Here is a 24,157-nt window from a genome sequence, read left to right as displayed (position 1 = left end):
ACTCGGCCACGGCCTATTTCTTGAGGACGCCCTGCTTCACCAGGCCGTCCATCATGGTGAAGAACTGCTTTTGCGTATCCATCGCCCATGGCGTGACCTGGGCGGAGCCCAGCCAGGTCGGCGACACGCCGGTCGTCGCCAGCCACTTGCGGAACTCCTGGCTTTCATGGGCGTCCTTGAAGACCTTTTCGAGCTTCTGGACGATGTCGTCCGGGGTGCCGGCTGGGGCGGCCAGCAGGATGAAGCTGCCGATCTGGATGTCGACGCCAAGCTCCTTGGCAGTCGGGACGTCGGGATAGGTGGCGTTGCGGGCGTCCGAAAGCTCGGCGACGCCGCGCACGTCGCCCGACTGGATCAGCGAGGCGAAATCGCCGAGGCTGGTGATCACCGCCGCGACCTCCTTGGAAAGGATCGCTTCCTTCTGCGGCGCCGCCCCGCCGGGGTAGGACACCAGGTTGAACTTGGTGCCGGTGGCGTCCTGGAAGCGCAGCATGGCCAGATGGACCCGCGAGCCCACGCCCTGGATGCCGAGCTTGATCTTGCCGGGGTCTTTCTTGGCGGCGGCGATGAGGTCGGCCAGGGTTTTGTACGGGCCGTCGCCGCGCACCATGATGGCGTCCGGCTCGCTGGTGATCCGGCAGATGAGCTTCAGCTTGTCCAGGCTGTAGCCGGGCAGCAGCTTCTGCCAGGGAACCGTGATGACGCTGTCGTAGGTCAGGCTGGCCAGGTTATAGCCGTCGGGCCTGGCCTTCATGACGTCCATGACGCCGGTGGCGCTCAGGCCCCCCTCGATGTTCTCGACGTAGACGGCTTTCCCCAGCGCCTTCTCGGCGATGTTGGAAATCTTCCTGACGATGCCGTCGGTGCCGCCGCCGGCCCCCCAGGCCACGACCATGCGGACGTCCTTGGTCGGATAATCGGCAGCAACGGCTGATCCGGCGAAAGAAAGGGCCAAGACAGAAACGGCGATCGCTCTCCCAAAGGCGTTAGCTTGCATGTCCTCCTCCGTTGGCTGTTCGATGGGTGGGGAAATCAAGACGGGCGGATACGTCTCCTTTCGCTGGGCCGAGCCCGCGCTTCGGGCCGCGCAAAGCAAAGTTGCTCGATGGTTGTGTCTCCCTTTATGAAGATTACGCCAAAATCGAAATCGAGGCCAAGCCCCTCATTTTTTGAGAATGGCGGCATCGATTTGTTCCCCTGTCAATCGACCTTGTCTGTCGGAGCCGAAACGGTATCGACATCTTTCCCCCGCGGCCTGCCGTTAGGCTACAATAGGGCCGAGGGGGAAGAGGCCGGCATTACCGGGTCCGGTTTCGGGTGGGGTTCCATGGCGGCAAGCTATCGGATCGACGTCGAGCGCGGGGTGATCTTCTCGTCCTATTCGGGAACCGTCACCCTGGCGGATGTGCGCGCCGCCATGGCGTCGGCGCGGGCCGATCCCCGCGTCCGGCCGGAGTTCCGCACGCTGGTCGACTGCACGGCGGTGACGGATCACCGGTTGTGGTTCGACGAAACGGTGGCGGTCGTCGAGTTCATCGCGTCCGATGCCCTGCCGCGGATGACCGGACGGCTGGCCTTCTACGTGCCGGCGCGCAATGTGGTTTACGGTGCCCTGCGCCAGTTCAAGACGCTGAGCGGGAACGATGGCCGCATCGAGGTCTTCACCGACCGCAACGCCGCCCGCTCCTGGATCGGCCTGCCGCCGGAATGAGGACGCCGGGCTGCGGCCATCCTTAGGGCAGACCCTTTCACCTTCCTATCCCCGTCACCCCCGCGCAGGCGGGGGTCCAGGGCAAGCGACGGAGCGGTGGTCCTGGATTCCCGCCTTCGCGGGAATGACGAAACCAGGCTTTCGTGCGCACCTCCTAGTGGTGCAGGATCTTCGAGAGGAACTGCTGGGCGCGCTCGCTTCGGGGGGTGCCGAAGAAGTCTTCCTTGGTGGCGTCCTCGACGATCTCGCCCTGGTCCATGAAGACGACGCGATCGGCCACCCGCTTGGCGAAGCCCATTTCGTGGGTCACCACCATCATGGTCATGCCGTCCCTGGCCAGCTCCTGCATGACGTCCAGCACCTCGTTGATCATCTCGGGGTCGAGCGCGCTGGTCGGTTCGTCGAACAGCATGGCGATGGGGTCCATGGCCAGCGCGCGGGCGATGGCGACGCGCTGCTGCTGGCCGCCCGACAGTTCGCTCGGATACTTGTGGCCCATCTCGCCCAGGCCGACGCGGTCCAGCAGCAGCTTGCCGCGGGCCCTGGCCTCGTCCTCGCTGCGGCCCAGCACCTTCAATTGGGCCAGCGCGATGTTTTCGGCCGCCGTCTTGTGCGGGAACAGTTCGAAGTTCTGGAACACCATGCCGATGTGGCTGCGCAGTTTCGGCAGGTTGGTGGCCTTGTCGCCGACCGAGACGCCATCGACGGCGATCGTTCCCTCCTGGAAGGGCTCCAGCCCATTGACGCACTTGATCAGCGTCGACTTGCCCGAACCCGAGGGCCCGCAGATGACTACCACCTCGCCCTTCTCGACGTGGCTGGTGCAGTCCTTGAGCACCTGGAAGGGGCCGAACCACTTGTTGACGTGTTGGATCTCGATCATTGGTGCATCTTTCTGCGCAGGAATTTGACGTACAGCGACGAGGCGTAGCACATCAGGAAATAGACCGCCGCCGCGAAGACGTAGAGCTCCATCAGCCGGCCGTCGCGCTGCGCCACGGTGACCGCCGAGGTCATGAAGTCGGCCAGCCCCACCACGAAGACCAGCGAGGTGTCCTGAAAAAGGATGATGGTCTGGGTCAGCAGAACCGGCAGCATGTTGCGGAAGGCCTGCGGCAGCACGATGAAGCGCATGGTCTGCGAATAGCGCAGCCCCAGGGCGTAGCCGGCCCACGCCTGGCCGCGCGAGATGCTCTGGATGCCGGAACGCATGATCTCGCAATAGTAGGCGGCCTCGAACAGCACGAAGCCGACCAGGGCCGACTGGAAGGCGTCGACCTGGCGCTGGGCGATCAGGGGAACCAGGAAGTAGAACCAGAAGATGACCAGCAGCAAGGGCAGCGAGCGGAAAAAATTGACCCAGATGGCGCCGATCCATTCGAGCGGCCGGATGCCGGAAAGGCGCATCAGGGCCAGGATGGTGCCCAGCACGATGCTGCCCGCCGCCGACAGCCCGGTCAGAAGCAGGCTCAGCTGCATGCCGTCCCACAGATAGGGCAGCGCGCGGGCGATGGCGCCGAAATCGAAAGCGCCCATCATTTCCTCCCCTGCACGCCATAGCCGGGAATGCGGGCCCGCTTCTCGATGCGGTCCATGGCGAACACCACCACCAGGGTCACCACGACGTAGATGAGGGTGGCGGCGGTGAAGGCCTCGAAGCCCTGGAAGGTGTAGTTCTCGATCTGGCGGGCCTGCATCAGCACCTCGCCGACGCCGATGGTCAGGGCCAGCGACGAGTTCTTGAAGATGGTCAGGAACTCGCTCGTCAGCGGCGGCACGATGATGCGATAGCCCACCGGCACCAGCAGATAGCGATAGACCTGGGCCAGGGTCAGGCCCATGGCCAGGCCGGCCGCCGTCTGGCCGCGCGGGATCGATTCGATGCCGGCGCGCACCTGCTCGGCGACGCGCGACGCGGTATAGGTGCCCAGGCACAGGATGGCGCTGGTGGCCTCGGGGAACGGCATGTCGCGCTTCATCCAGCGGCCCAGTCCGTCGGGCACCAGTTCGGGCACGACGTAGAACCAGATGAACATCTGCACCAAAAGCGGGATGTTGCGGAAAAGCTCGACATAGGCGGTGGCGACGGCGCGCACCGGCAACGAGTTGACCGTCCGCGCGACGCCGACCAGCGATCCCACGGAGAACGCGATGATCCAGGCGACGGTCGAGACGATCAGGGTCCACTCGATGCCGGAAACGAGCCAGCCGAAATAGGGCTCCGTGAACAGGATGCCCCAGTTCCAGTTGTATTTCATGGATGGCGATCCGGTCGTGCGCGGGGGAGGGACGGGAAAGGAAAGGCCGGGAACGCCTGGGCGCCCCGGCCTTTATGCCCTGCCGTCACTCGGGGAAGGCTTGGACCATGAAGTTGGTCTTCAGCGTGCCGTCCATCGGCACGTTGAGCGCCGTGCCACCGGGAATCGGCGACATGAACCACTTGGTGTAGAGCTGCTCGATCTCACCCGTGCGGAACAGGGCGGCCAGCGTCTTGTTGACGAGCAGGCGGAAGGCCGAGTCGTCGCGCGACAGCATCAGCGCGTAGGGGTCGAACGACAGGAAGCGGCCGACCACTGCGTAATCGGCCGGGTTCTTGGCCTTGGCGATCAGCCCGTACAACTGGATGTCGTCGGTCGAATAGGCGTCGACGCGGTCGGTTTCCAGCGCCAGGAAGCCCTCGGCGTGATCCTTGACGTTCTGGATCTTGACGTCGGCGATTTTGAGCTTGGCGATGGCTTCCTTGATGGCGCGCTCGTTGGTGGTGCCCTGGGCCAGCGCGATGGCCTTGCCCTTCAGGTCCTCGACTTCCTTGATGCCCGACGACTTCTTGACCAGCAGCTTGGTGCCGGTGAGGTAGGTGGTGTAGGCGAAGTCGACCTGCTGCTGGCGGGTCAGGGTATTGGTCGTCGAGCCGCACTCGATATTGATATTGCCGTTGGCGATCAGCGGAATGCGGGTCTGCGGCGTCACCGGCACGTACTTGACGTTAAGCTTCTCGAGCTTGAGTTCGGCCTTCACCGCCTCGACGATCTTGGCGCACAGGTCCATGGAATAGCCGATGGGCTTCTGGTCGGGGCCGATATAGGCGAACGGCACCGAGGACTCGCGATGGCCGAGCACGATGGTGCCGGATTCCTTGATCTTCTGAAGCGTGCCGTAGTAGTCCGCGGCGCTTGCCGAGAAACCGCACAACACCGTCCCGGCCGCAATCAGGGCCAAACTTTTCTTCAACATAGCAACCCTCTCCCTCGAAATACGGTGACCTTCGATGTTTTCGTTTCCACCGCGTCGCAGGTCCCCCTGTTTCGACCCCTGGGGCCGAAGAAAATGCGACCGGCAGTTCAGCGGCCGATGTGAACAAAAAAGCCGCAACTTCCGCATGACGTCGACACTAAGCGTATTTATTGGGCGGGCGCAAGGGCATCGTGGCGGGGCTCGCAACCGGCTTGCGCCGGTTGACCGGCCCCGATACCCACGCTTGGCCTCGCGGGCGCGGCGAAACCGGCTCAAGCGGCCACCAACCCGGAATGCTTGAAAACCTAACCACGATGGGTTATTTTCCTTGGTGACGATGCATCGCGCGTTCGGCTTCCGCTTCGTGATCTTCGCCATGGCCAAGTGGAGAGAGATTCATGGCTGACGAGTTCATCAAACAGATGGAAGAGGCCGAGGCGTGCGGCCGGCAGGTGCTGGCGAGCGAGCCGCGCGCCAAGTCCGCCCGCTACGACGCGGCGAGCGGCCGGGTGATCGTCGAACTGACCAACGGCTGCAGTTTCGCCTTTCCGGCCCGCCGGGTGCAGGGGCTGGAGGAGGCGAACGACGAGGATCTCGCCGAAACCGAGGTCCTCGGCCTTGGCCTTGGCCTGCACTGGGAACGGCTGGACGTGGACGCCAGCGTGCCGGGCCTGCTGGCCGGCTTGTTTGGCACCAAGGCGTGGATGGACCGCCAGCGGGCCGCAAAGGCCGGGGCGGCGCGGTCGGCGGCCAAGGCCGCGGCGGCCCGGCGCAACGGCGCCAAGGGGGGGCGGCCGCGAAAGACGGTCGGGCAGAGGTAAGACCGTCCGCCGTGCCGCTTGCGCGGCCCCGCCGGGGCCGATACTTTCGGGGGCCTCGCGGGCGTGGCGAAACTGGTAAACGCAAGGGACTTAAAATCCCTCGGCTTCGGCCTTGCCGGTTCAAGTCCGGCCGCCCGCACCATTGTCTTGTGGCGCCTGGAGGACCGATGGCGGATCAGCGGCGTGCCCAGCACCTTTCCTACGTGTCCTCGCTGCGCCTGCTGGCCGACGAATCGCAGCGCCAACTGGCCGCCCTCATGCCCCACTATGGCGAGCGCGGGCGGATCGCCGAGGAGATCATCAAGTCGGCCCTGGAGCGGGTGCTGCCCAAGCGGTTCTCCATCGGCAACGGGGTGGTCGTCTCCTCCAGGGGGCAGGTCAGCGAGCAGGTCGACATCGTCATCTACGACAACTTCTTCAATTCGCCCATCCCTTCGGCCTTCGGCCCGTCGGTGTTCCCGGTGGAAAGCGTCTATGCCACCATCGAGGTCAAGGCGACGCTGACGCCCAAGGAGCTCGACGCCTCGCTCGACGACATCAAGGGGCTGCGCGAGATCGGCAGCCGCAAGCACGTCGTCATCTCGCGCTACGAGGACGTCGGCGGCAGCAAGAAGGTGGTGTCGGAAAAGCGCATCAGCACGGTGCCGCCGCGCTCCTACGTGGTGGCCTTCCGCCAGCGCGGCCTCGGGCGGTCGTACGACGACTTCGTCGGCGCGCTCCTGGGCGGGCTGGAGAGGGTGGATACCCACGTGCACGGCGTCTGCGTGCTCTCCACCGACTGGTTCGCGGCGCGCAAGCCGATGTCCTCGCCTCCCGTGGTGGTCGGCCAGGAGGGCGAGGCCCTGCTCAACCTCTATCTCTCGATCCTGCGCGGCCAGCAGAACTTCGCCGTCTATCCGATGGACGTCGAGGCCTACCTGGAGAACGCGGAGTAGGCCCGGCCGCCGGCCGTTTTCCCGCTTCCCCGTAACGCCCCAATGTTGGCTGTGGCGAACAAATCAAGATCGATTTGTGCCATCACTGAAACCATCTGATCATCCGGCTGAAACGTGAACGACACTTTTTCCGCATATCGTTCCCAGTAGCCGGAAAGGTATCGGTATCGCCTTCCCGGGATAAAAAAATAATTTTTCCGAGGGAAATCATGAACAAGCTGATGGGACGTTTTCGGGTGGGAACCCGGATCTACGCCGGGTTCGCGGTGGTTTTGGCGCTGCTGTGCGTGGTGGCGTGGCTGGCTTACGACGGCGTTCACCAGGGGACGAATGCGCTCGACGACTACGCCAAGGTTTCGGGCAACGCGCTCGCCGTGGCGGTTGCCGAACGCAACGTCGTCGGCCTCCGGCGCAACGCCTACGTCTACTATGACAAGGGTAGCGAAACCGAGTTGAAGCGCGCCCGCGAACTGGTCGGCCTTTTGCGGGACGAACTGGACGACGGCATCAAGAACGCCAGGGACGCCGAGCGCAACGCCAACCTGAAGAAGATGCGGGCCCTCGTCGACGACTATGGCAAGGCCTTCGAAGAGGTCGTCGTCAAGCGCGCCCAGCGCGAGAAGCTGGTGACCGAGGGCATGGAGGTCACCGGACCGGCGGCCAGCAAGAACATCTCGGCCATCATCGCCTCGGCGATCAAAGACGGCGACAACGAGGCCGCCGCCATGGCCGGCCTGACCCAGGAGAAACTGATGATGGCCCGCCTGTCGGCGGCCCGTTATCTGGCGTCTCCCAGCGAGAAGTTGAAGACGGAGACGGGGGAACGGGTCGCCGCCTTCCGCAGGGAGGTCGCGTTGCTGGCCGAGCGGCTCGAGCATGCCGAGCGCAAGCGGTTGGCCATGGAATCCGAAGACCTGACTGGCCAATACGTGGCCGCGTTCGAGCAGATGTCGGTGTTGGCCCTGGATCTCGACCGCCTGGTGTTCGAGACGTTGGCGATGGCCGGCGGCGACATGGCGAAACTGGCGGCGGCGACCGTCGTTTCGCAGCAGGCGAGCCTGAAGCAGGCCGTGGTCGAGACCAATGCGCTGTTCGAACGGCTGGCCTTGATGACGCTTGTCCTGTCGGCGGTGGCCCTTGTCGTCGGCCTTCTGTTCGCCTTCGTCGTGTCGCGCGGCATCACGCGGCCGGTCGGCGCCATGACCGGCGCCATGAGCGATCTGGCCGGCGGCAGGCTCGACATCGCCATCCCGGCGACCGAGAACCGCGACGAGATCGGCGACATGGCCAAGGCGGTCCAGGTGTTCAAGAACAACGCCATCCGCACGAGGGAACTGGAGGCCGAACAGGTGGCGCAGAAGAAGCGGGTCGAGGAGGAGCGCCGCGCCGCCATGCGCCGGTTGGCCGACGAATTCGAAGGGAGCGTCGGCGGCGTCATCCAGACCGTAACCTCGGCGGCGGCCGAACTGCAGGCGTCCTCGGAACAGATGGCCTCGACGGCCAACGAGGCGAGCGCCCAGGCGACGACCGTGGCCTCGGCGTCGGAGCAGGCCTCGGCCAACGTGCAAACCGTCGCCTCGGCGGCCGAGGAACTGTCCTCCTCGATCGGCGAGATAGGACGGCACGTCGGGCAGGCTTCTTCCATCGCCGCCGGCGCCGTCGCGCAGGCCGGCGAGACCAACGTCAAGATCCAGGGCCTGGCCGAAGCCGCCCAGAAGATCGGCGACGTCGTCGACCTCATCACCGACATCGCCGAGCAGACCAACCTGCTGGCGCTCAACGCCACCATCGAGGCGGCCAGGGCCGGGGACGCCGGCAAGGGCTTTGCGGTGGTCGCTTCCGAGGTGAAGAACCTGGCCAACCAGACGGCCAAGGCGACCGACCAGATCGCCTCGCAGATCGCCGGCGTCCAGTCCTCGACCCAGGAGGCGGTGGCGGCGATCGAGGCGATCACCAAGACGATCCGGGATGTCGACCAGATCAACTCGACCATCGCGGCGGCGGTCGAACAGCAGGGCGCGGCCACCCAGGAGATCGCCCGCAACGTCGAGCAGGCGGCGGCCGGCACCCAGGAGGTGTCCTCCAACATCGGGGGCGTGAATGCGGCGGCCACCGAGACTGGCGCGGCGGCCACCCAGATCCGCAACTCGGCGACCGAACTGTCGGGCCAGGCGGAACTGCTGCGCATCGAGGTCGCGAAGTTCCTCGACCAGGTGCGGGCCGACCCGTCGCAGATGAAGCTGATGGACTGGTCCGACGACATGGCCTGCGGAGTCGCCGAAATCGACCGCGACCACCGGCGGCTGGTCGACCTCGTCAACGAGGCCTATGCCCAGATGATGACGGGGGATGGGGCGCAGGCGGCCGGCAAGCTGGTGGGCGATCTCGGCTCACTGGCGGCGCGCCACTTCGCCGACGAGGAGCGGCTGATGAGCCGCATCGTCTATCCCCGCCTCGATCAGCACATGAAGATGCACAAGGATCTGCTGGATCGGTACGACCGGTTGCGGATCCGCTTCGCGAGCGGCGACGAATCGGCCGGCAAGGACCTGTTCGTTTACCTCGCGGACTGGCTCAAGGAGCACACGTTCAAGCAGGACCGCGCATTCGTCGAATACGCCCGCCAGCAGGGCAAGGAGCGCATGCTCCGGGCGGCCTGAAGTCTGCCTTGCAAGCCCCCGCCGGTATTGCGCCGGCGGGGGATCTTCTCTTTCAAAGCACGGCGGCGTCGCCCAGCAGCGCCACCCGGAAGCGGTCCTTGAGGTAGGCGCCCTCGCGCGGCGGCAGGATCTTCGGCAGCGTGTCGGCCTTGACCTTGGCGACGTAAAAGACCGGGCCCTTCGTGCCGCGGATGACCGGCACCGCCGCTTCCAGCTCGGCCTCGCCGCGGATCGTCGCCGTGAAGGGGATGCCGGCGCCGGCCGCCATCGCCGCCAGATCGACGCCGTGCCCGGTGTGGGTTTCCTGCATGCCCGTCTCGCCGTAGTGCTGGTTGTCGATGACCAGGATGGCCAGGTTGACGGGCGCCTGCACGGCGATGGTGGCCAGCGCGCCGACGCCCATCAGCATCTCGCCGTCGCCGGTCACCACCAGCACCCGCCGCTCGGGCTTGGCCAGCGCCAGGCCGAGGCCGACCATGGCGGCCGAGCCCATGGCGCCCCACAGCGGGAAGTTGAGCGGGTTGTCGCCGCCGACCGCCGTGATGTCCCAGGCCGGCGCCCCGAGGCCGGCGACGACCAGCAGATCGCCGCGGTCTTCGAGCAGGCGGCCGACCACGTGGCGGCGATCGAGAAGCTTGGACTTCGATGACGTCTTCATGGCTCAGCCCTTGAATTCCTTGGTTCCGATGAGACGCTGCGAAATCAGCACCGCGGCCGCCGCCGGCCCGTTGAAGGCGATGCTGCCGGCCGCCGCGATCATCGGGCCGACGTCGGCGGCGGTGGTGGCGACGTGGACGATGACGCCCTGCAGCTTCAGCGTGTCGGCCACCGTCTGGCCCATCGGCACCTGCCAGGGGTTGGTTTCGCCCCACTCGCCGCGCATGGTCACCACCATGAGCAGCGGGAAGCGGCAGGCGCGGGTCATGGACAGCGTGTTGATGCAGTTGCCGACCCCGCTGCTTTGCATCAGAAGGGCGCCGCGCTGGCCGCCCAGCCAGGCGCCGGCCAAGAGGGCCACGCCCTCCTCCTCGGTGGTCAGCGAAACCGCCCGCATGGCGTTGGCGGCGTTGCAGGCCTCGATCAGCCGGGTATGGCCGGCGTCGGGAACGTAGGCGACCTGGCGGACGTCAAGCTCGACGAAGGCCTTGAAGATGTCGTCGGCCCATTGGGGTTCCGGCCGGGCGGACGCCCGGGCCTTGTGTCGCGCGGTGGGCATTTTCTGGGTGTTTCCTCGATCAACGGCGTTGCATCCCCGGATAGCACGAAACGCCGGGCCGGTCATCTGCCGTCAGGCGAAAAAGGGGGGCGCGTGCCGGTCCCCCGACGCCTTCGGGCGCTTGCCAAACGCGGCGCCGGTCGTCATGCTGACGCCGCTAGGGAAGAACTGGGAAGGAGGAAGGCCATGCGCACGCTGCGCCTGACGATCGGCGACGTGGTCATCCGGGCCGAACTGTTTGACACGCCGACCGCCGACGCCCTCTACAAGGCCGCGCCCTTCAAGGCGTCGGCCATGACCTGGGGCGACGAGGTCTATTTCGCGACGCCGGTCAGCGTGCCGCGCGAATCCGACGCCCGCACCGTCATGGAACCCGGCGAGCTGGCCTTCTGGACCGACGGCGACGCCATCGCCATCGGCTTCGGCCCGACCCCCATTTCCCAGGGCGACGAAATCCGCCTGGCCTCGCCCAGCAACGTCTGGGGGCGGGCGCTCGACGACGTACATAAGTTGCACGCGGTGGCGGCCGGGGCGCCGATCAAGGTCGAGCGGCTCGAAAAGGCGAAACCCTGAGCGGAACGGCCGGTTACCGGCCGGGAATCGCGGACGCGCTGGTCAGCGCGGCGACGTTGGCGGCCGTCGCCTCGTCCAGCGCGATGCCGTTGTGCGCGGCCGCGGCGGCCGCGCTGGCGACGATGCCATGGAAATCGGTGATGGTCGAATCGATCACGACGCCGCGGCCGGGCCCGGCGATGGTCAGCTGGAACCATCCGCGCGAACGGTCGCGCCTGGTGGAATAGAAGCGCAGGCGCAGGGCCTCGACCTCCGTCCAGGCGATCCGCCGGAAGGTCGGCAGGTTGATGCTGATGGCGTCGTTTGCGACCTCGACGCGGGTGAAATGGCGCGCCAGCGTCCTCAGGCTGTACACCGCGAAGACGGCGATGAGGGTGCCGAACAGATAGGTGACCAGCGGTCTCGACGGCGCCACCGCGAAGGGAACCGCGGAAACCGCCAGCCCGCCGACGGACCGGGAATAATCGCCGATCACGGCGGTCAGGGGATAGGTGTGGAGGCTCATGGCAAGGTTCGTCTCCGCGGCGTCTCTGGGGTGACGACACCCTAGTCCGAACCGCGACCCAAGCCAAGGTCCGCCGGCCCGCGCAAAGGCCGGCTGGTGGAACCGCAAACGCTTCCCCATATGCTGGCGTCGGGACGATGCGACCCCGGGACGACGGGGCGCGAGGGGGAAACGGGAACAATGGCCGGCATCGGCATCGAATCGCTGCATATGTGGGCGGCCTTCGCGATCATTCTGGGCGCGCTGGCGCTGTTCGCCACGGAACGGCTGCCGATGGAGGTGACGTCGATCGGCGTCGTCTGCGCGCTGCTGCTCGTCTTCGGCGTGTTTCCGGTGCCCGACGGCGAGGGCGGCAACCGGCTGGACCCGACCCGCATTCTCGAAGGATTCGCCAACCCGGCCCTCATCACCGTGCTGGCGCTTCTGGTGGTGGGGCAGGGGATCGTGCGCACCGGCCTTATCGACCACGCCACGCGCATTCTTCTCAACCTGGGCGGCGGCAGCGGGGCGGTGGCCATGGCGCTCGTTCTGGGGGCGGCCGCGGCGTTCAGCGCCTTCCTCAACAATACGCCGGTGGTCGTCATGTTCATCCCCATCATGCAGGCCCTGGCCGGCCGCTTTCGCATCTCGGTCAGCAAGCTGATGATCCCCCTGAGCTTCGCCGCCATCCTGGGGGGCATGACCACGCTGGTCGGCTCCAGCACCAATCTGCTGGTCAGCGGGGCGCTGGTCAGCCTGGGCGAGGCGCCGCTCGGCTTCTTCGATTTCACCGTCCCCGGCGTGATCCTGGCCGGCATCGGGTATTTCTACATCCTGCTGGCGGCGCCGCGGCTGCTGCCCGACCGCGCCTCGCTGGTGCAAAGCCTGCTTCCCGGCGGCGGCAAGCAGTTCATCGCCCAGCTTTCGGTTTCGGCCGATTCGCACCTGGTCGGCAAGACGGCGCCCGGCGGCATCTTCGCCGACCTTGGCGACATGACGGTCAGGGTCGTGCAGCGCGACGAAGAGGCGTTTCTGCCGCCGTTCGAGGGGGTGGCGATCCGTCCCGGCGACGTGCTGGTGGTGGCGGCGACGCGCAAGGCCCTGACCGAGGTGCTGACCCGCGACCCGGGGCTTCTCGACCCCGATCTCGGCGCCGGGACGCCGCCGGAGGAGGACGACGAGCAGCGCTGGCGCAGCGGCGAGCGGGTCCTGGCCGAGGTGATGGTGGTGCCGGCCTCGCCGATGATCGGCCAAACGCTGGCGCAGATCGGTTTCCGCTACAAGACCCACTGCATCGTTCTCGGCATCCAGCGGCGGTCGCGGATGATCCGCATGCAGATGACCGACATCCGCCTGGCGGCGGGGGACGTTCTGCTGGTCCAGGGGCGGGCCGAGGACGTCGACGGCCTGAAACGCGATCCGGACGTCGTGCTGATCGCCTGGTCGGCCGAGATGCTGCCCAAGCTGGACCACGCCAAGCGGGCGGCCCTCATCTTCCTCGCGGTGATCGGGGTATCGGCCTCGGGCATGATGCCGATCGTCACGGCGTCGCTGATCGGCGCCGTGGCGATGGTGGCGACGGGGGTTCTCAACGTCCGCCAGGCGCTCAGGGCCGTCGATGCGCGCATCATGACGGCCATCGGCGCCTCGCTGGCCATGGGCGTCGCCCTGCAGGAAAGCGGGGGGGCGTCGTTCCTGGCCCAGCTGGCGGGCGATGCCCTGGGCCGCAGCAATCCGGCCCTGGTGCTTTCGGCGCTGTTCCTGATCGTCGCCGCCTTCACCAACGTCATCAGCAACAACGCCTGCGCCGTTCTGTTCACGCCGATCGCGGTCAGCATCGCGGCCGAACTGCATGTTTCGCCGGCCGCCTTCGCGGTGGCGGTGGTGTTCGCCGCCAACTGTTCGTTCGCCTCGCCGCTCGGCTATCAGACCAATCTTCTGGTCATGGGGCCGGGGCACAACCGCTTCCTCGATTTCGCCCGCGCGGGGGCGCCGTTGATCGTTCTTCTGTGGGCGGCGTCCTCGCTGGTGCTGCCCTGGTACTACGGGTTCTGACTGGCCGCCGCCAGGATAAGATAATCTTATCGATCTCATAACAAACGATAATTTGGCGTTCTGAGGGCGGAACGCTATCATCGCGATAATCTGAAACGCACCACCCGTTCCGATAGCGGGCGGCAGGCCGCCGACGGCGGAGTCCGCGGTGCGTTCCATGGCTGAAGACGGCAAAAAACAAGCAGCACGGGAGGAGGAAAGATGACGCAAGGAAGGACATTCGACAGATCGCGCATGGCCGGGGTGATCCCCTGCCTGTTGGCGGCCGGATTGCTGGCCGCGGCCGTGGTTTCGCCGCTCTCGGCGGCCGAACCGCAGGCGACGAAGCCCTCGGCGGCGGCGGATGCCGGTCCGCTGTGGGAGCGCAACCTCGCCAAGTGGCAGCCCCTGCGCCAAATCGCCAGCCGCGAGTTCAAGTTCCTGGTCGATCCCAAACATTTTTCGAGCGGCCGCGAGGCGGGATTCAGGGCGGTCTGGGAAAAGGTGAAGGATGCCGCCGCGAAGAACGGATTCAAGATTACCGACGGCAAGAAGGGATTGAAGGAGGCCGTGTCGACCAAGGAATACTTCGACACGCCGGACTTCAAGTTGCGCAAGGCCGGCTACGTGATTCGGGTGTCGACCAAGTACGCCGACGGCAAACCGGTCTATCCCTTCACCCTGACCGTCAAGGAAATGAGCCCGGACAACCTGTACCGGATTCTCGGTTCGAAGCTCGCCATCGCCAAGGGCTACAAGGCCGAGGCCGGCAACGAGGAGAATATCTCGATCTCGGCGAACGGCGCCTTGAATGGCTATATCGAAAGCGCCTGGGGCGTGAAGCTGAAGCCCGAAGAGATCGGGGCCAGGACGGTCGGCGATTTCGGGAAGATTTTCCCGGCCCTGCTCGCCGCCGGGCTGCCCGCCGACACCAAACTCGAAGCGAAAACCGCCTTCGGCTACAAAGTCGTTCCCGGCACGTTGCACCTCGACGGCGGCGTCGACGTCGACATCGAGATGGAGGGATGGGCGGCGGCGGCGGACGGCGCCATCTATCTGGGCGAGGTTTCGTTCAGCCTGGAGACGCCGGACTACTATGCCATGGCCAAGACGCACGCCTCGGCCGAGCGCTTCCTGCAACTTTGCCTTGGCCGGGACGCCGCCGAACTGAAGCTGGCGAATGGCGAACGGTGGGCCGGCTCCAAGGTTCTTTTCCTGCTCAACCTGCCTAACCCCTAGGATGCGTTGAGGTAGCCTCCGGGGGCGGTGTGCTCATGCATCGCCCCCTTTTTGTTGGGGGTTTCGGGGGGTATCGCACAACCTGTTGACGCCCGGCGAGAGCTTCTCTATAAGCGTTTCCGGGCCACGGCCCCCCAACGGGCTGCGACCCTTCTGTGAGGAAGGGAGATAAAATCATGACCTCGCCCCTGCGGCCGGATGTCCGGCCGACCAATCCCAATTTCGGTTCTGGTCCCTGCTCGAAACGCCCCGGATGGACTCTGGCGGCGCTCCAAGACGCGTTCATCGGCCGTTCGCACCGTGCCAAAGGCGGCAAGGCGCGGCTGCAGGACGTCATCGAACGCTCGCGCGCCGTCCTGGGCGTGCCGGCCGACTATCGCATCGGCATCGTGCCGGCCTCCGACACCGGTGCCGTCGAGATGGCCCTGTGGTCGCTGCTGGGCGAACGCGGCGTCGACATGCTGGCCTGGGAAAGCTTCGGCCAGGGCTGGGTCACCGACGTCGTCAAACAATTGAAACTGACCGACGTGCGCACGCTCAAGGCCGATTACGGCCACCTGCCCGACCTCGACAAGGTCGACTTCTCGCGCGACGTCGTCTTCACCTGGAACGGCACCACGTCCGGCGTGCGCGTCCCCAACGGCGACTGGATCGCCGACAAGCGCGAAGGCCTGGTCATCGCGGATGCCACCTCGGCGGCGTTCGCCATGGACCTGCCGTGGGCCAAGCTCGACGTCGTCACCTACTCCTGGCAGAAGGTGCTGGGCGGCGAGGGACAGCACGGCATGCTGATCCTAAGCCCCGCCGCCGTGAAGCGGCTGGAAAGCTATACGCCGGCTTGGCCGCTGCCCAAGATCTTCCGCATGACCAAGGGCGGCAAGCTGATCGAGGGCATCTTCACCGGCGAGACCATCAACACCCCCTCCATGCTGGCCGTGGAAGACGCCGCCGACGGCCTCAGGTGGGCGCAGTCGATCGGCGGTCTGCCGGCCCTCGTCAAGCGCTCCGAAGCCAATCTGGCGGCGGTCGCCGAATGGGTGGCGAAGACGCCGTGGGTCGATTTCCTGGCCGCCGAGCCGGCCATCCGCTCGTGCACGTCGGTCTGCCTCAAGGTGGTCGATCCGGCCTTCCTCAAGCTCGATGCCGAAGGGCAGGTGGCGGCCGCCAAGAAGATCGCCTCGCTGCTCGACAAGGAAGGCGTGGCCTACGACATCGCGGCCTATCGCGATGCCCCGGCGGGCCTGCGCATCTGGACGGGGGCGACCATCGAACTGGCCGACCTCAAGGCGCTGCTGCCTTGGCTCGACTGGGCGTTCGCCCAGGTCAAGGCCGAGCTCGCCACCGCGGCTTAAGGGAGAAATCATTATGAAGGTTCTGATCGCCGACAAGATGGCGCCGCAGGCGGCCGACATTTTCCGGGCCCGCGGCATCGAAGCCGACGTCAAGACCGGGATGAGCCCGGAAGAGTTGAAGGCCTGCATCGGCAATTACGACGGCCTGGCCGTCCGTTCGTCGACCAAGGCGACCGCCGAGATTCTGGCGGCGGCGGCCAAGCTCAAGGTCGTCGGGCGGGCCGGCATCGGCGTCGATAACGTCGACGTCGCCGCCGCCACCCAGCGCGGCATCGTGGTGATGAACACGCCCTTCGGCAACTCGATCACCACGGCCGAGCACGCCATCGCCATGCTGATGGCGGTGGCGCGGCAGATTCCGCAGGCCAACGCCTCGACCCACGCCGGCAAGTGGGAGAAATCGGGCTTCATGGGCGTCGAGCTGATGGGCAAGACGCTTGGCATCTTCGGCTGCGGCAACATCGGATCGGCGGTGGCCGAACGGGCCCAGGGCATCAAGATGAAGGTCATCGCCTACGACCCGTATCTGTCTCCCGACCGTGCCGTCGACCTCGGGGTCGAGAAGGTCGAGCTGGACGAGCTGTGGGAACGGTCCGACTTCATCAGCCTGCACTCGCCCCTGACCGATGCCACGCGCAACGTCGTCAACGCCCAGTCCATCGCCAAAATGAAAAAGGGCGTGCGCATCGTCAACTGCGCGCGCGGCGGCCTGATCGTCGAAGCGGACCTCAAGGCGGCCCTGGAATGGGGCCACGTGGCCGGCGCCGCGCTCGACGTCTTCCCCAAGGAACCGGCGACCGAAAGCGTCCTGTTCGGCATGAAGCAGGTGGTGGCCACCCCGCATCTCGGCGCCTCGACGACCGAGGCGCAGGAGAAGGTGGCCCTGCAGGTGGCCGAGCAGATGGCCGACTATCTGCTGACCGGGGCGGTGGTCAACGCGCTCAACATGCCCTCGGTTTCCGCCGAGGACGCGCCGAAGCTGCGCCCGTACATGAAACTGGCCGAACAGTTGGGCAGTTTCGCCGGCCAGGTGACGGAAACCTCGATCAAGGCGGTCTCCATCGAGTTCGAGGGCGATGTCGCCGACATCAACACCAAACCGCTGACGGCGGTGGTCCTGCAAGGCCTGCTGTCGCCGCTTTTGGAATCGGTCAACATGGTCAGCGCCCCGGTGATCGCCAAGGAACGCGGCATCGCCGTCTCCGAGGTGACGCACGAGCGCAAAAGCCCCTACCAGAACCTGATCCGCCTGGTGGTGACGACCGAGGCGCAGACGCGCAGCGTCTCGGGCACCCTGATCAACGGTAACACGCCGCGCATCGTCGAGATCAAGGGCATCGCCATGGACGCCCAACTCGGGCCGCACATGCTGTTCGTCACCAACAAGGACAAGCCCGGCTTCATCGGCGCGCTGGGCACCGCGCTGGGCGACGCCGGCATCAACATCGCCACCTTCAACCTCGGGCGGACCAAGGCCGGCAGCGACGCCATCGTGCTCATCGAAGTCGACGAGCCGGTGAACGACGCCGTCCTGAAGACGGTGAAAGCCCTGCCCAACGTGGTCCGGGCCAAGGCGCTGAAGTTTTAGGGGGTCGTGCGGTCGGACGGGCCTCTTTTCCTTCGTCATTCCCGCGTACGCGGGAATCCAGGGCAACCGCTCCGTCACTTACCCTGGATTCCGGGTTCGCGCTCCGCGCGCCCCGGAATGACGAAGATTACTCCTTGGAATAGGGATTGCGTCCCCTGCGGGTCTTGACCCGCAGGGGAACGCCCGGCAGGTCGAACGTTTCGCGCAGCCCGTTGGTCAGATAGCGGACATAGGAGTCCGGCAGTTCCTCGGGGACATTGGCGAAGATGACGAAGGTCGGCGGCCTGGCCTTCACCTGCGTCATGTAGCGCAGGCGCAGGCGCCGGCCGCGGACCATCGGCGGCGGGTGCTGTTCCGTGACCTCGGCCAGCCAGCGGTTCAGGTGCCCGGTGGGGATGCGCTTGTTCCACACGTCGTAGGTGCGCAGCACGGTCGGCAGCAGCCGGGGAACGCCGTTTCCGGTCAGCGCCGAGATCGGCACCACGGGAAGGCCCTTGACCTGGGGCAGCGACGTTTCCATCCGGTCGCGAACGGCGCGCAGCACGGCGTCGCGGTCTTCGGGGATGTCCCACTTGTTGACCGCCAGCACCAGGGCGCGCCCTTCCTCCACCACCATGCCGGCGATGGCCAGGTCCTGTTTTTCCAGGGGCGCCGAGGCGTCGATCAGAAGCACCACGCAGTGGGCGAAACGGATCGCCCGCAGCGTGTCGTTGACGGAAAGGGATTCCAGCTTCTCGCTGACCTTGGCCTTGCGGCGCAGGCCGGCGGTGTCGATGAGGCGGATCGGCCGGCCCTGGAACGACCAGGCGATGGAGATGGAATCCCGCGTGATGCCGGCCTCGGGGCCGGTCAGCATGCGGTCCTCGCCCAGCAACTGGTTGACCAGGGTCGACTTGCCGACGTTGGGCCGCCCCACGATGGCCAGTTGCAGGGTCGGGTCGTCCGACCGCTCGTCGGTGGGGTCGAGGATGTCCATGTCCCCGTCGGCCTGCTCTTCCTCTTCGCGGGCCTGGGCGAAAGGCTGCAGGGCGTCGAAAAGCTCGACCATGCCCTCGCCATGCTCGGCCGAGATGGCGATCGGTTCGCCGAGCCCAAGGGCATAGGCTTCGTACAAGGTGTCGGCCCCGGCTCGTCCTTCGCACTTGTTGGCCAGCAGGATGGCCGGCTTGCCGCGGCCGCGCAGCCACTTGGCGAAATGCGTATCGAGCGGCGTCAGGCCGCTTCTGGCGTCGATCAGAAGAAGCGCGACATCGGCCTCTTCGACGGCCCGGTTGGTCTGGGTCCGCATGCGGGCTTCCATGCTGTCGTCGAACGCTTCCTCAAGCCCGGCGGTGTCGATCACCGTGAACTTGAGGCCGCCCAGCGAAGCCGCCCCTTCGCGACGATCCCGCGTCACCCCCGGGGTGTCGTCGACCAAGGCCAGACGCTTGCCGATCAAACGGTTGAACAGCGTCGACTTGCCGACATTGGGCCGGCCGATGATGGCAACCTTGAAGCTCATGATCTTGTGCGCCGCCGGGCGCTATCTGAGGGCGACGAGGCTGGCGTCGTTGGCCAACACGTAGACCGTGCCATCGGCGACGATGGGGGCCACCGACACGCCGTCCGGCAACTCCTGGCGTCCGAGGACGCGTCCGTCATAGGGTGACACCGCCAGGGCCTCGCCGTGCGAGCCGGCGACGATCAAACGGTCGCCCGCCAGGACCGGGCCGGTCCAGATGATGGGGTCCTCCTTGTCTTCCTCGTCCTCGAAGTGGGGCAGGGGGCGGACCCAGAAAACGCGGCCGCTGGTGCGCGACAGGCCGATCAGTTCCCAATCGTTGGTCAGCACGAACAAATAGTCGCCGGCCACCCACGGGCTTTCCAGGCCGCCGATCGGCTTGTCCCAGATCCGCTGGCCGGTGCGCAGGTCGATGGCGGCCATGGTGTCGCCATGGCTGATCGCGAACACCCGGCCGCGGTCGATGATCGGCCGCCCGCGGATTTGCGAGAGCGTGGAGACCGCGTCGGTGCGCCGGGCCGAGACCAGGGAATCCGTCCACAGCAGGCGCCCCGTTTCGACGCGCAGCGCGACCAGATCCCCCGACGAGAACGGCGCCACGACGATGTCGTCGTCGACGGCGGGGCTGGCCCCGCCCAGCAGGGTGGCGATCTCGGCCGTGCCGGTGTAGCTCCACAGGGTTTCCCCGTTCGCCGCGTTCAGCGCGTACAGCTTGTTTTCCAGCGTGATGACGAAAACCCGCCCGCCACGCACGGTTGGGGCCACGCGCATGGGGCCGTCGAGGGAGCGCCGCCAGATTTCCTTGCCGGTCTTGGCCTCCAGCGCGACGACCTGCGCGAAGCCGGTCGTCACGAAAACCCGCCCGGCCTCGAAGGCGAGGCCGCCGTTGATGTGGCCGTCGTCCTCGTCGTCGGGCGTCAGGTCCACCGACCAGACGTGGGCCCCGGTGTCGGCCCTGTAGGCCGAGACCTCGGTCTCCACATCCATGGCATAGACCATGCCGTCGGCGACGATCGGCGGGGCGACGACGCGTTCCTCGTCGTCGGCGCCGGTGCCGATGTCGACGCTCCAGGCCTCCTTCAGCACGTCGCCGATGGCGATGTGATGCATGGCGTGGTTGGCATAGCCGCCGGTCTGCGGCCAGTCGGGGGTGGGCGACGGCGGCGGCAGAAGGATTTCGGTCTCGGCCAGATCGGGGTCCGGCTCGACCACCTGCGCATGGCTAAGCACGGACAGCCGCTCACCGGGAAGGGGCGGGGCTTCCTTTTCGCCGAACCACGAGCTGCAGCCGCCGGCAAGCACGGCCAGACCGGCGACGAGGGTGATCCTCCACCAATTTCCGTCCATGTCTTCTCCCGCGGCGACTCTGTCTTCCGGTTAACCCAGGATGGCCAGCATTTCCGAGGCCCGGCTCCGGATTCCCTGGGGGGTCTGGGCGTCCCCGGAAAGCTGGGTGAATATCTCGCGCGCCTTGTCGACGTTGCTCGCGCGCACCGCCAGCAGGGCGGTGACCTCGAGCGCGGTGAAGCGCCACGGATTGCCGGCGGCGGTCAGGGGGGCGACGCGTTCGGTGAGGGCGGCGGGATCGGCGGTATCCAGTTCCAGCAGGGCGCCCAGGATGACCGCCATCTGGCGGAAGGATTCCGGCACCGCGCCGTCGTTCGACAGGGCGCCGTAGGCGGCGACGGCGCCCTTGCGGTCGCCCTGGCTTTCGAGCAGCGCGGCTTCCTGGAAGCGGGCCAGCGTGGCGTAACCCTTGCCGGCGTCGCCGGCCAGATCGGCCAGGGCCTTGCGCGCCGCCTCGGGGTTGCCGTCCGCCCGCAGGTCGAGGGCGGCCAGGAAGCGGTCGCTTTGCTCGGTGCGGGTCTTCAGGTCCCAGCCCCGCCACCCCTGATAGCCGGCGACGCCGACGACCAGGAGCACGGCGAAGGCGACGACGTAGTTGCCATACTTCTTCCACAGCTTCGCGTACTTTTCGTGACGCAGTTCGTCATCGATCTCGCGCAGCAGGCTGTCTTGAATTTGGTCGGCCACGATTCACTCCAGGGCGACGCCGGGCGATCGGCAGCCCAGCGGTTTGGGCGCCACCATATCCGGCGTCCGGCCGGAAGGCAAATCCCTATGCAAATTTCGGTGACAGTGCACTAAATTCCTAAGACGACTGCCCGCTGCAGTGATGCGACGGTTCCGGAATTTAGTGCACTGTCACCGAAATTGTCACCGAAATTGGGTCAGGCGCGCCATTTGATCGAGCACCCCATGCTGGCGCGCTGTTCGGCGGGGCCGTGGCCGGTTTCCGCCACCTGGCGCATGGCCTCGAACAGGTCGCGCCGGACGCCGGGGGCGGCCGGCTGGCGCCCCGATTCGTCGAGGCGGCCGCGGTACTGAAGCCCGAGGCCGGCATCGAAGCCGAAGAAATCGGGGGTGCAGACGGCGTCGTAGGCCCGCGCCGCCTCCTGGGTTTCATCGATCAGATAGGGAAAGGAAAAGCCGTGTTCGGCGGCGAATTCCCGCATCCGGTCGGGGGCGTCGTCGGGATAGCGGACGGTATCGTTGGCCATGATGGCGGCGGCGCCGATGCCGAGCGGCCGCAGCGCGGCCACGTCGCGCACCAGCCGGTCGACGACGGCCCGCACATAGGGACAGTGGTTGCAGATGAACATCACCAGCGTGCCCCGCCGGCCACGCACGTCGGCCAGGCGGTAGGTGCGGCCGTCGATGCCCGGCAGACTGAAGTCGGGGGCCTTCCAGCCGAAATCGCAGAGCGGCGTCGGGGTGCTCACCATGGTCGGTTGCCTCCGGTCGCGGGCGCCGCGCGCGGGACCCGGGCTTTAACGTGTCCTTAACCGCGGCGGACCAATCATGTGGAGATACGGGACCCCGAAGCCAAGGGGGGTCGAATGGAGAAAACCGTCATGCGAATCGTCGCGGCGGCCTTTGTATGCCTTTTCATCGCTTCCTGCGGCGCGGCGGCACCCTACGCCATCGTCGATGGCGCCACCGTCGTCACGACCGAGAAGACGATGGCCGACCACGTCATTTCGCTGGCGTCGGGGAAAAATTGCTCGCTGGTGCGCCTGGAGCAGGGCACGACCTATTGCGAGGAGGACGAGGTGGTTCCCCATCCCACCCTCTTTTGCTACCGGGAACTCGCCGGCGTGACCTGCTATGATCGGCCGGACACGCGGCGCGGCGAGAGCGGCCGGGTCGGCGAGAACGACCACAACTACGTGAAGAAATACTGATTTTTCCGATGACGGGTCGATGGAAACGGCGCTGGATGGCTCTTTCCGGCGGGGTGGCGGTCCTCGCCCTGGCGGCGGTTCTGCTGTCCGGGAACGAGCAGGGCCGCCAGCAGGCCCTCGTCGACGCCGAGGCCAGGACCGTTTACGAATCGGCGCTGACGAAAGCCCTCGCCGGAGATCCCCAGGCCCAATTCCTGTTGGGCGAGGCCTTTCGCCAGGGGGTGGGCGTCGCGCGCAATCCCAAAAAGGCCGCGGAATGGTACGAGAAGGCGGCGGCCCGAAGCCACATCGAGGCGCTGTACGCCCTGGGCACCCTCTACGAAAACGGCGAAGGCGTCAGGCGCGACGACGGCCGGGCGGTCGACTGGTATCGCTTGGCGGCCAGCATCGGCCGCCATGGCGGGGCCGAGTTCGCGCTGGCCCGGTTCTACTACTACGGCCGCGGCGTGCCCGCCGATGCCGGCGAGGCCCTGTCGTGGTACAAGAAGGCGGCGGACGACGGCCATCCGGCCGCGCAGCACGTCCTCGGGACCATCTACGAAAACGGCTGGAACGTCGAGGCCGATCCGGTCGAGGCCTACAAGTGGTTCACGCTGGCCATTCCCAACCGCCATCGGGCGATGGCCATCGACCACGCCTTCGACCCCGTGGCGGCGCGCGACGCCCTGGCCCGCAAGATGACCCGCAACCAGATCGCGCGCGGCGAAAAGGCGGCCGCCCGCTGGCGGCCGGCGAAAGCGCCGCAGGGCGTCGGCCGCGATGGCTTTCCGCTGGTGCGCACGCTCGCCGTGCCGACGCCGCCGGCGACCCCGCGGGTCCCCCGGGTGGCGGTCCGGCTGTTCTCCTTCGAGGCGCCGGCCGGTCCCGGGGGGGCGACGCGCGCCGCGTACAGCCTGCTTGCCGAGTTCGACGGGCCGCCGGCCCAGGCCTCGGCGTGCGGCCTGGCGCCGCGCCTGCGCGACGCCGTTTTCCAGGACCTGTGGACCCATCCCCTGCCCGAGGCGGCCGATCCGGCGGCGCTGCGCGCGGCCGCCGGCCGGCTGGTGCCGGTCCTCAATGGCGTGCTCGGCCGCGAGGCGGTGCGCCGCGCCCTGCTGCATCCGGGCGAACGCCCGCTGGCCGCCAACGACGTCCTGCAAACGCCCTTCGACGCCGTCGAGGAATGCGTCCAGGCCGACGCCGGCAGCTAGTGATTTCGGGGACACCATAATTTTGGGGACACCATACTTAATTCAAGTGTGGAATTAAGTATGGTGTCCCCAAAATTATAAGTATGGTGTCCCCAAAATCCCGATGGTGTCCCCGAAATCTATTGGCCGCCGGCGTTCCGGAACCAGGCGAAGGGGTCGCTTCCCTCCGGCAGGTCGAACAGCTTGGCGGCCGCCCACAACAAAAGCCACAGGGTGACGGTGATCACCGGAACGGCCATCACGGCGCGGGCCGCCCGGCGTCCGATCAGGTCCTCCAGCGACTGGCGGCTGAACGGCTGCTTGGCGCCGTGGCCGAACAGGCCGTGGAAAAAGTTGGCGGTTTCGGCGATGAACCTGAAGATGCGCGACATGGC

24 protein-coding genes and 1 tRNA gene are annotated in these 24,157 nt (G+C 66.7%); 12 read left to right on the top strand and 13 right to left on the bottom strand.

Translation table 11 applies throughout. The features are described from left to right. Positions 1 to 13: 13 nt before the first annotated feature. Positions 14 to 895 carry a tripartite tricarboxylate transporter substrate binding protein gene (locus ODR01_RS11585; RefSeq protein WP_316977816.1) on the bottom strand — a complete coding sequence of 294 codons (882 nt, stop codon included), beginning with the start codon at positions 893 to 895 and terminating at the stop codon, positions 14 to 16. 432 nt (positions 896 to 1,327) lie between these two features. Here ODR01_RS11585 and ODR01_RS11580 point away from each other — a divergent pair, with 432 nt between their 5' ends. Next, positions 1,328 to 1,711, top strand: coding sequence for a hypothetical protein (locus ODR01_RS11580; protein ID WP_316977815.1), 384 nt, complete (start codon positions 1,328 to 1,330; stop codon positions 1,709 to 1,711). A 154-nt stretch (positions 1,712 to 1,865) separates the two neighbouring features. Here the strand turns inward: ODR01_RS11580 and ODR01_RS11575 are convergent, their stop codons facing one another. The 4 genes from ODR01_RS11575 to ODR01_RS11560 all read right to left on the bottom strand — a co-directional run bounded on the left by ODR01_RS11575 (position 1,866) and on the right by ODR01_RS11560 (position 4,945). Continuing rightward, on the bottom strand, positions 1,866 to 2,594 hold the full coding sequence (locus tag ODR01_RS11575) for an amino acid ABC transporter ATP-binding protein (protein WP_316977814.1): 729 nt from the start codon (positions 2,592 to 2,594) through the stop codon (positions 1,866 to 1,868). Continuing rightward, on the bottom strand, positions 2,591 to 3,250 hold the full coding sequence (locus ODR01_RS11570; RefSeq protein WP_316977813.1) for an amino acid ABC transporter permease: 660 nt from the start codon (positions 3,248 to 3,250) through the stop codon (positions 2,591 to 2,593). The genes ODR01_RS11575 and ODR01_RS11570 overlap by 4 nt, the downstream gene beginning before the upstream one ends. After that, positions 3,247 to 3,969 carry an amino acid ABC transporter permease gene (locus ODR01_RS11565; RefSeq protein WP_316977812.1) on the bottom strand — a complete coding sequence of 241 codons (723 nt, stop codon included), beginning with the start codon at positions 3,967 to 3,969 and terminating at the stop codon, positions 3,247 to 3,249. The genes ODR01_RS11570 and ODR01_RS11565 overlap by 4 nt, the downstream gene beginning before the upstream one ends. An 85-nt stretch (positions 3,970 to 4,054) precedes the next feature. Then, positions 4,055 to 4,945: an amino acid ABC transporter substrate-binding protein gene (locus ODR01_RS11560; RefSeq protein WP_316977811.1), complete on the bottom strand. Its 891-nt coding sequence runs from the start codon at positions 4,943 to 4,945 to the stop codon at positions 4,055 to 4,057. A gap of 398 nt (positions 4,946 to 5,343) precedes the next feature. Here ODR01_RS11560 and ODR01_RS11555 point away from each other — a divergent pair, with 398 nt between their 5' ends. The 4 genes from ODR01_RS11555 to ODR01_RS11540 all read left to right on the top strand — a co-directional run bounded on the left by ODR01_RS11555 (position 5,344) and on the right by ODR01_RS11540 (position 9,361). After that, complete coding sequence (locus ODR01_RS11555; RefSeq protein ID WP_316977810.1) at positions 5,344 to 5,766, top strand: DUF2442 domain-containing protein; 423 nt, start codon at positions 5,344 to 5,346, stop codon at positions 5,764 to 5,766. A 57-nt stretch (positions 5,767 to 5,823) separates the two neighbouring features. Further along, positions 5,824 to 5,908, top strand: a tRNA-Leu gene (locus tag ODR01_RS11550). 25 nt (positions 5,909 to 5,933) lie between these two features. Then, positions 5,934 to 6,701: a DUF6602 domain-containing protein gene (locus tag ODR01_RS11545; RefSeq protein ID WP_316977809.1), complete on the top strand. Its 768-nt coding sequence runs from the start codon at positions 5,934 to 5,936 to the stop codon at positions 6,699 to 6,701. Between the two features lie 209 nt (positions 6,702 to 6,910). Continuing rightward, positions 6,911 to 9,361, top strand: a complete 2,451-nt coding sequence (locus ODR01_RS11540) for a bacteriohemerythrin (RefSeq protein ID WP_316977808.1) — start codon at positions 6,911 to 6,913, stop codon at positions 9,359 to 9,361. A gap of 52 nt (positions 9,362 to 9,413) precedes the next feature. Here ODR01_RS11540 and ODR01_RS11535 read toward each other — a convergent pair whose 3' ends face one another. Both ODR01_RS11535 and ODR01_RS11530 read right to left on the bottom strand, forming a co-directional pair. Beyond that, on the bottom strand, positions 9,414 to 10,019 hold the full coding sequence (locus ODR01_RS11535; RefSeq protein ID WP_316977807.1) for a thiamine pyrophosphate-dependent enzyme: 606 nt from the start codon (positions 10,017 to 10,019) through the stop codon (positions 9,414 to 9,416). A gap of 3 nt (positions 10,020 to 10,022) precedes the next feature. Further along, positions 10,023 to 10,577: a thiamine pyrophosphate-binding protein gene (locus ODR01_RS11530; RefSeq protein ID WP_316977806.1), complete on the bottom strand. Its 555-nt coding sequence runs from the start codon at positions 10,575 to 10,577 to the stop codon at positions 10,023 to 10,025. A 186-nt stretch (positions 10,578 to 10,763) separates the two neighbouring features. On the opposite strand from ODR01_RS11530, the gene ODR01_RS11525 reads away from it, so the two are divergent. Next, complete coding sequence (locus ODR01_RS11525; RefSeq protein WP_316977805.1) at positions 10,764 to 11,150, top strand: cyclophilin-like fold protein; 387 nt, start codon at positions 10,764 to 10,766, stop codon at positions 11,148 to 11,150. Between the two features lie 13 nt (positions 11,151 to 11,163). Here the strand turns inward: ODR01_RS11525 and ODR01_RS11520 are convergent, their stop codons facing one another. Continuing rightward, a complete protein-coding gene (locus tag ODR01_RS11520) occupies positions 11,164 to 11,655 on the bottom strand; it encodes a hypothetical protein (protein WP_316977804.1) in 492 nt (163 codons plus the stop codon). Between the two features lie 180 nt (positions 11,656 to 11,835). Here ODR01_RS11520 and ODR01_RS11515 point away from each other — a divergent pair, with 180 nt between their 5' ends. The 4 genes from ODR01_RS11515 (at position 11,836) to serA (ending at position 17,847) form a co-directional block, all read left to right on the top strand. Beyond that, the gene (locus ODR01_RS11515; protein WP_316977803.1) at positions 11,836 to 13,689 is read left to right on the top strand and encodes an SLC13 family permease; all 1,854 of its coding nucleotides are present in this window, start codon (positions 11,836 to 11,838) and stop codon (positions 13,687 to 13,689) included. 201 nt (positions 13,690 to 13,890) lie between these two features. Then, positions 13,891 to 14,907: a hypothetical protein gene (locus ODR01_RS11510; protein WP_316977802.1), complete on the top strand. Its 1,017-nt coding sequence runs from the start codon at positions 13,891 to 13,893 to the stop codon at positions 14,905 to 14,907. Between the two features lie 176 nt (positions 14,908 to 15,083). Further along, complete coding sequence (locus ODR01_RS11505; protein ID WP_316977801.1) at positions 15,084 to 16,259, top strand: phosphoserine transaminase; 1,176 nt, start codon at positions 15,084 to 15,086, stop codon at positions 16,257 to 16,259. A gap of 10 nt (positions 16,260 to 16,269) precedes the next feature. Next, a complete protein-coding gene (gene serA / locus ODR01_RS11500; RefSeq protein ID WP_316978059.1) occupies positions 16,270 to 17,847 on the top strand; it encodes a phosphoglycerate dehydrogenase in 1,578 nt (525 codons plus the stop codon). 127 nt (positions 17,848 to 17,974) lie between these two features. On the opposite strand, the gene der is transcribed toward serA, so the two are convergent. The 4 genes from der to ODR01_RS11480 all read right to left on the bottom strand — a co-directional run bounded on the left by der (position 17,975) and on the right by ODR01_RS11480 (position 22,134). After that, the gene (gene der / locus ODR01_RS11495) at positions 17,975 to 19,348 is read right to left on the bottom strand and encodes a ribosome biogenesis GTPase Der (RefSeq protein WP_316977800.1); all 1,374 of its coding nucleotides are present in this window, start codon (positions 19,346 to 19,348) and stop codon (positions 17,975 to 17,977) included. A 21-nt stretch (positions 19,349 to 19,369) separates the two neighbouring features. Beyond that, positions 19,370 to 20,695, bottom strand: a complete 1,326-nt coding sequence (locus ODR01_RS11490; protein WP_316977799.1) for an outer membrane protein assembly factor BamB family protein — start codon at positions 20,693 to 20,695, stop codon at positions 19,370 to 19,372. Positions 20,696 to 20,725: 30 nt separating this feature from the next. Then, positions 20,726 to 21,382, bottom strand: coding sequence for a tetratricopeptide repeat protein (locus tag ODR01_RS11485; RefSeq protein WP_316977798.1), 657 nt, complete (start codon positions 21,380 to 21,382; stop codon positions 20,726 to 20,728). 197 nt (positions 21,383 to 21,579) lie between these two features. Then, positions 21,580 to 22,134: a thioredoxin family protein gene (locus ODR01_RS11480; RefSeq protein ID WP_316977797.1), complete on the bottom strand. Its 555-nt coding sequence runs from the start codon at positions 22,132 to 22,134 to the stop codon at positions 21,580 to 21,582. 114 nt (positions 22,135 to 22,248) lie between these two features. Between ODR01_RS11480 and ODR01_RS11475 the strand changes: the two genes are divergently transcribed. Together ODR01_RS11475 and ODR01_RS11470 are read left to right on the top strand one after the other, a co-directional pair. After that, on the top strand, positions 22,249 to 22,593 hold the full coding sequence (locus tag ODR01_RS11475) for a hypothetical protein (RefSeq protein ID WP_316977796.1): 345 nt from the start codon (positions 22,249 to 22,251) through the stop codon (positions 22,591 to 22,593). A gap of 35 nt (positions 22,594 to 22,628) precedes the next feature. Continuing rightward, on the top strand, positions 22,629 to 23,783 hold the full coding sequence (locus ODR01_RS11470) for a hypothetical protein (RefSeq protein ID WP_316977795.1): 1,155 nt from the start codon (positions 22,629 to 22,631) through the stop codon (positions 23,781 to 23,783). 119 nt (positions 23,784 to 23,902) lie between these two features. Here ODR01_RS11470 and ODR01_RS11465 read toward each other — a convergent pair whose 3' ends face one another. Then, complete coding sequence (locus ODR01_RS11465) at positions 23,903 to 24,154, bottom strand: hypothetical protein (protein ID WP_316977794.1); 252 nt, start codon at positions 24,152 to 24,154, stop codon at positions 23,903 to 23,905. Positions 24,155 to 24,157: the final 3 nt, after the last annotated feature.

The sequence above is a fragment of the Shumkonia mesophila genome, assembly GCF_026163695.1.
Taxonomy (GTDB): domain Bacteria; phylum Pseudomonadota; class Alphaproteobacteria; order Rhodospirillales; family Shumkoniaceae; genus Shumkonia; species Shumkonia mesophila.
The sequence above is the reverse complement of the archived record's forward strand: the minus strand, read 5'-3'. Positions and strand labels throughout refer to the sequence as shown.

What these genes read in the sequence shown, in the direction of transcription:
- ODR01_RS11480 (WP_316977797.1), bottom strand. Translation starts at nt 22,134, where the DNA reads ATGGTGAGCACCCCGACGCCGCTCTGCGATTTCGGCTGGAAGGCCCCC.
- ODR01_RS11510 (WP_316977802.1), top strand. Translation starts at nt 13,891, where the DNA reads ATGACGCAAGGAAGGACATTCGACAGATCGCGCATGGCCGGGGTGATC.
- ODR01_RS11515 (WP_316977803.1), top strand. Translation starts at nt 11,836, where the DNA reads ATGGCCGGCATCGGCATCGAATCGCTGCATATGTGGGCGGCCTTCGCG.
- der (WP_316977800.1), bottom strand. Translation starts at nt 19,348, where the DNA reads ATGAGCTTCAAGGTTGCCATCATCGGCCGGCCCAATGTCGGCAAGTCG.
- ODR01_RS11505 (WP_316977801.1), top strand. Translation starts at nt 15,084, where the DNA reads ATGACCTCGCCCCTGCGGCCGGATGTCCGGCCGACCAATCCCAATTTC.
- ODR01_RS11520 (WP_316977804.1), bottom strand. Translation starts at nt 11,655, where the DNA reads ATGAGCCTCCACACCTATCCCCTGACCGCCGTGATCGGCGATTATTCC.
- ODR01_RS11570 (WP_316977813.1), bottom strand. Translation starts at nt 3,250, where the DNA reads ATGATGGGCGCTTTCGATTTCGGCGCCATCGCCCGCGCGCTGCCCTAT.
- ODR01_RS11565 (WP_316977812.1), bottom strand. Translation starts at nt 3,969, where the DNA reads ATGAAATACAACTGGAACTGGGGCATCCTGTTCACGGAGCCCTATTTC.
- ODR01_RS11540 (WP_316977808.1), top strand. Translation starts at nt 6,911, where the DNA reads ATGAACAAGCTGATGGGACGTTTTCGGGTGGGAACCCGGATCTACGCC.
- ODR01_RS11490 (WP_316977799.1), bottom strand. Translation starts at nt 20,695, where the DNA reads ATGGACGGAAATTGGTGGAGGATCACCCTCGTCGCCGGTCTGGCCGTG.
- ODR01_RS11535 (WP_316977807.1), bottom strand. Translation starts at nt 10,019, where the DNA reads ATGAAGACGTCATCGAAGTCCAAGCTTCTCGATCGCCGCCACGTGGTC.
- ODR01_RS11530 (WP_316977806.1), bottom strand. Translation starts at nt 10,577, where the DNA reads ATGCCCACCGCGCGACACAAGGCCCGGGCGTCCGCCCGGCCGGAACCC.
- ODR01_RS11525 (WP_316977805.1), top strand. Translation starts at nt 10,764, where the DNA reads ATGCGCACGCTGCGCCTGACGATCGGCGACGTGGTCATCCGGGCCGAA.
- ODR01_RS11545 (WP_316977809.1), top strand. Translation starts at nt 5,934, where the DNA reads ATGGCGGATCAGCGGCGTGCCCAGCACCTTTCCTACGTGTCCTCGCTG.
- ODR01_RS11465 (WP_316977794.1), bottom strand. Translation starts at nt 24,154, where the DNA reads ATGTCGCGCATCTTCAGGTTCATCGCCGAAACCGCCAACTTTTTCCAC.
- ODR01_RS11575 (WP_316977814.1), bottom strand. Translation starts at nt 2,594, where the DNA reads ATGATCGAGATCCAACACGTCAACAAGTGGTTCGGCCCCTTCCAGGTG.
- ODR01_RS11580 (WP_316977815.1), top strand. Translation starts at nt 1,328, where the DNA reads ATGGCGGCAAGCTATCGGATCGACGTCGAGCGCGGGGTGATCTTCTCG.
- ODR01_RS11470 (WP_316977795.1), top strand. Translation starts at nt 22,629, where the DNA reads ATGGCTCTTTCCGGCGGGGTGGCGGTCCTCGCCCTGGCGGCGGTTCTG.
- ODR01_RS11555 (WP_316977810.1), top strand. Translation starts at nt 5,344, where the DNA reads ATGGCTGACGAGTTCATCAAACAGATGGAAGAGGCCGAGGCGTGCGGC.
- ODR01_RS11475 (WP_316977796.1), top strand. Translation starts at nt 22,249, where the DNA reads ATGGAGAAAACCGTCATGCGAATCGTCGCGGCGGCCTTTGTATGCCTT.
- ODR01_RS11585 (WP_316977816.1), bottom strand. Translation starts at nt 895, where the DNA reads ATGGTCGTGGCCTGGGGGGCCGGCGGCGGCACCGACGGCATCGTCAGG.
- ODR01_RS11560 (WP_316977811.1), bottom strand. Translation starts at nt 4,945, where the DNA reads ATGTTGAAGAAAAGTTTGGCCCTGATTGCGGCCGGGACGGTGTTGTGC.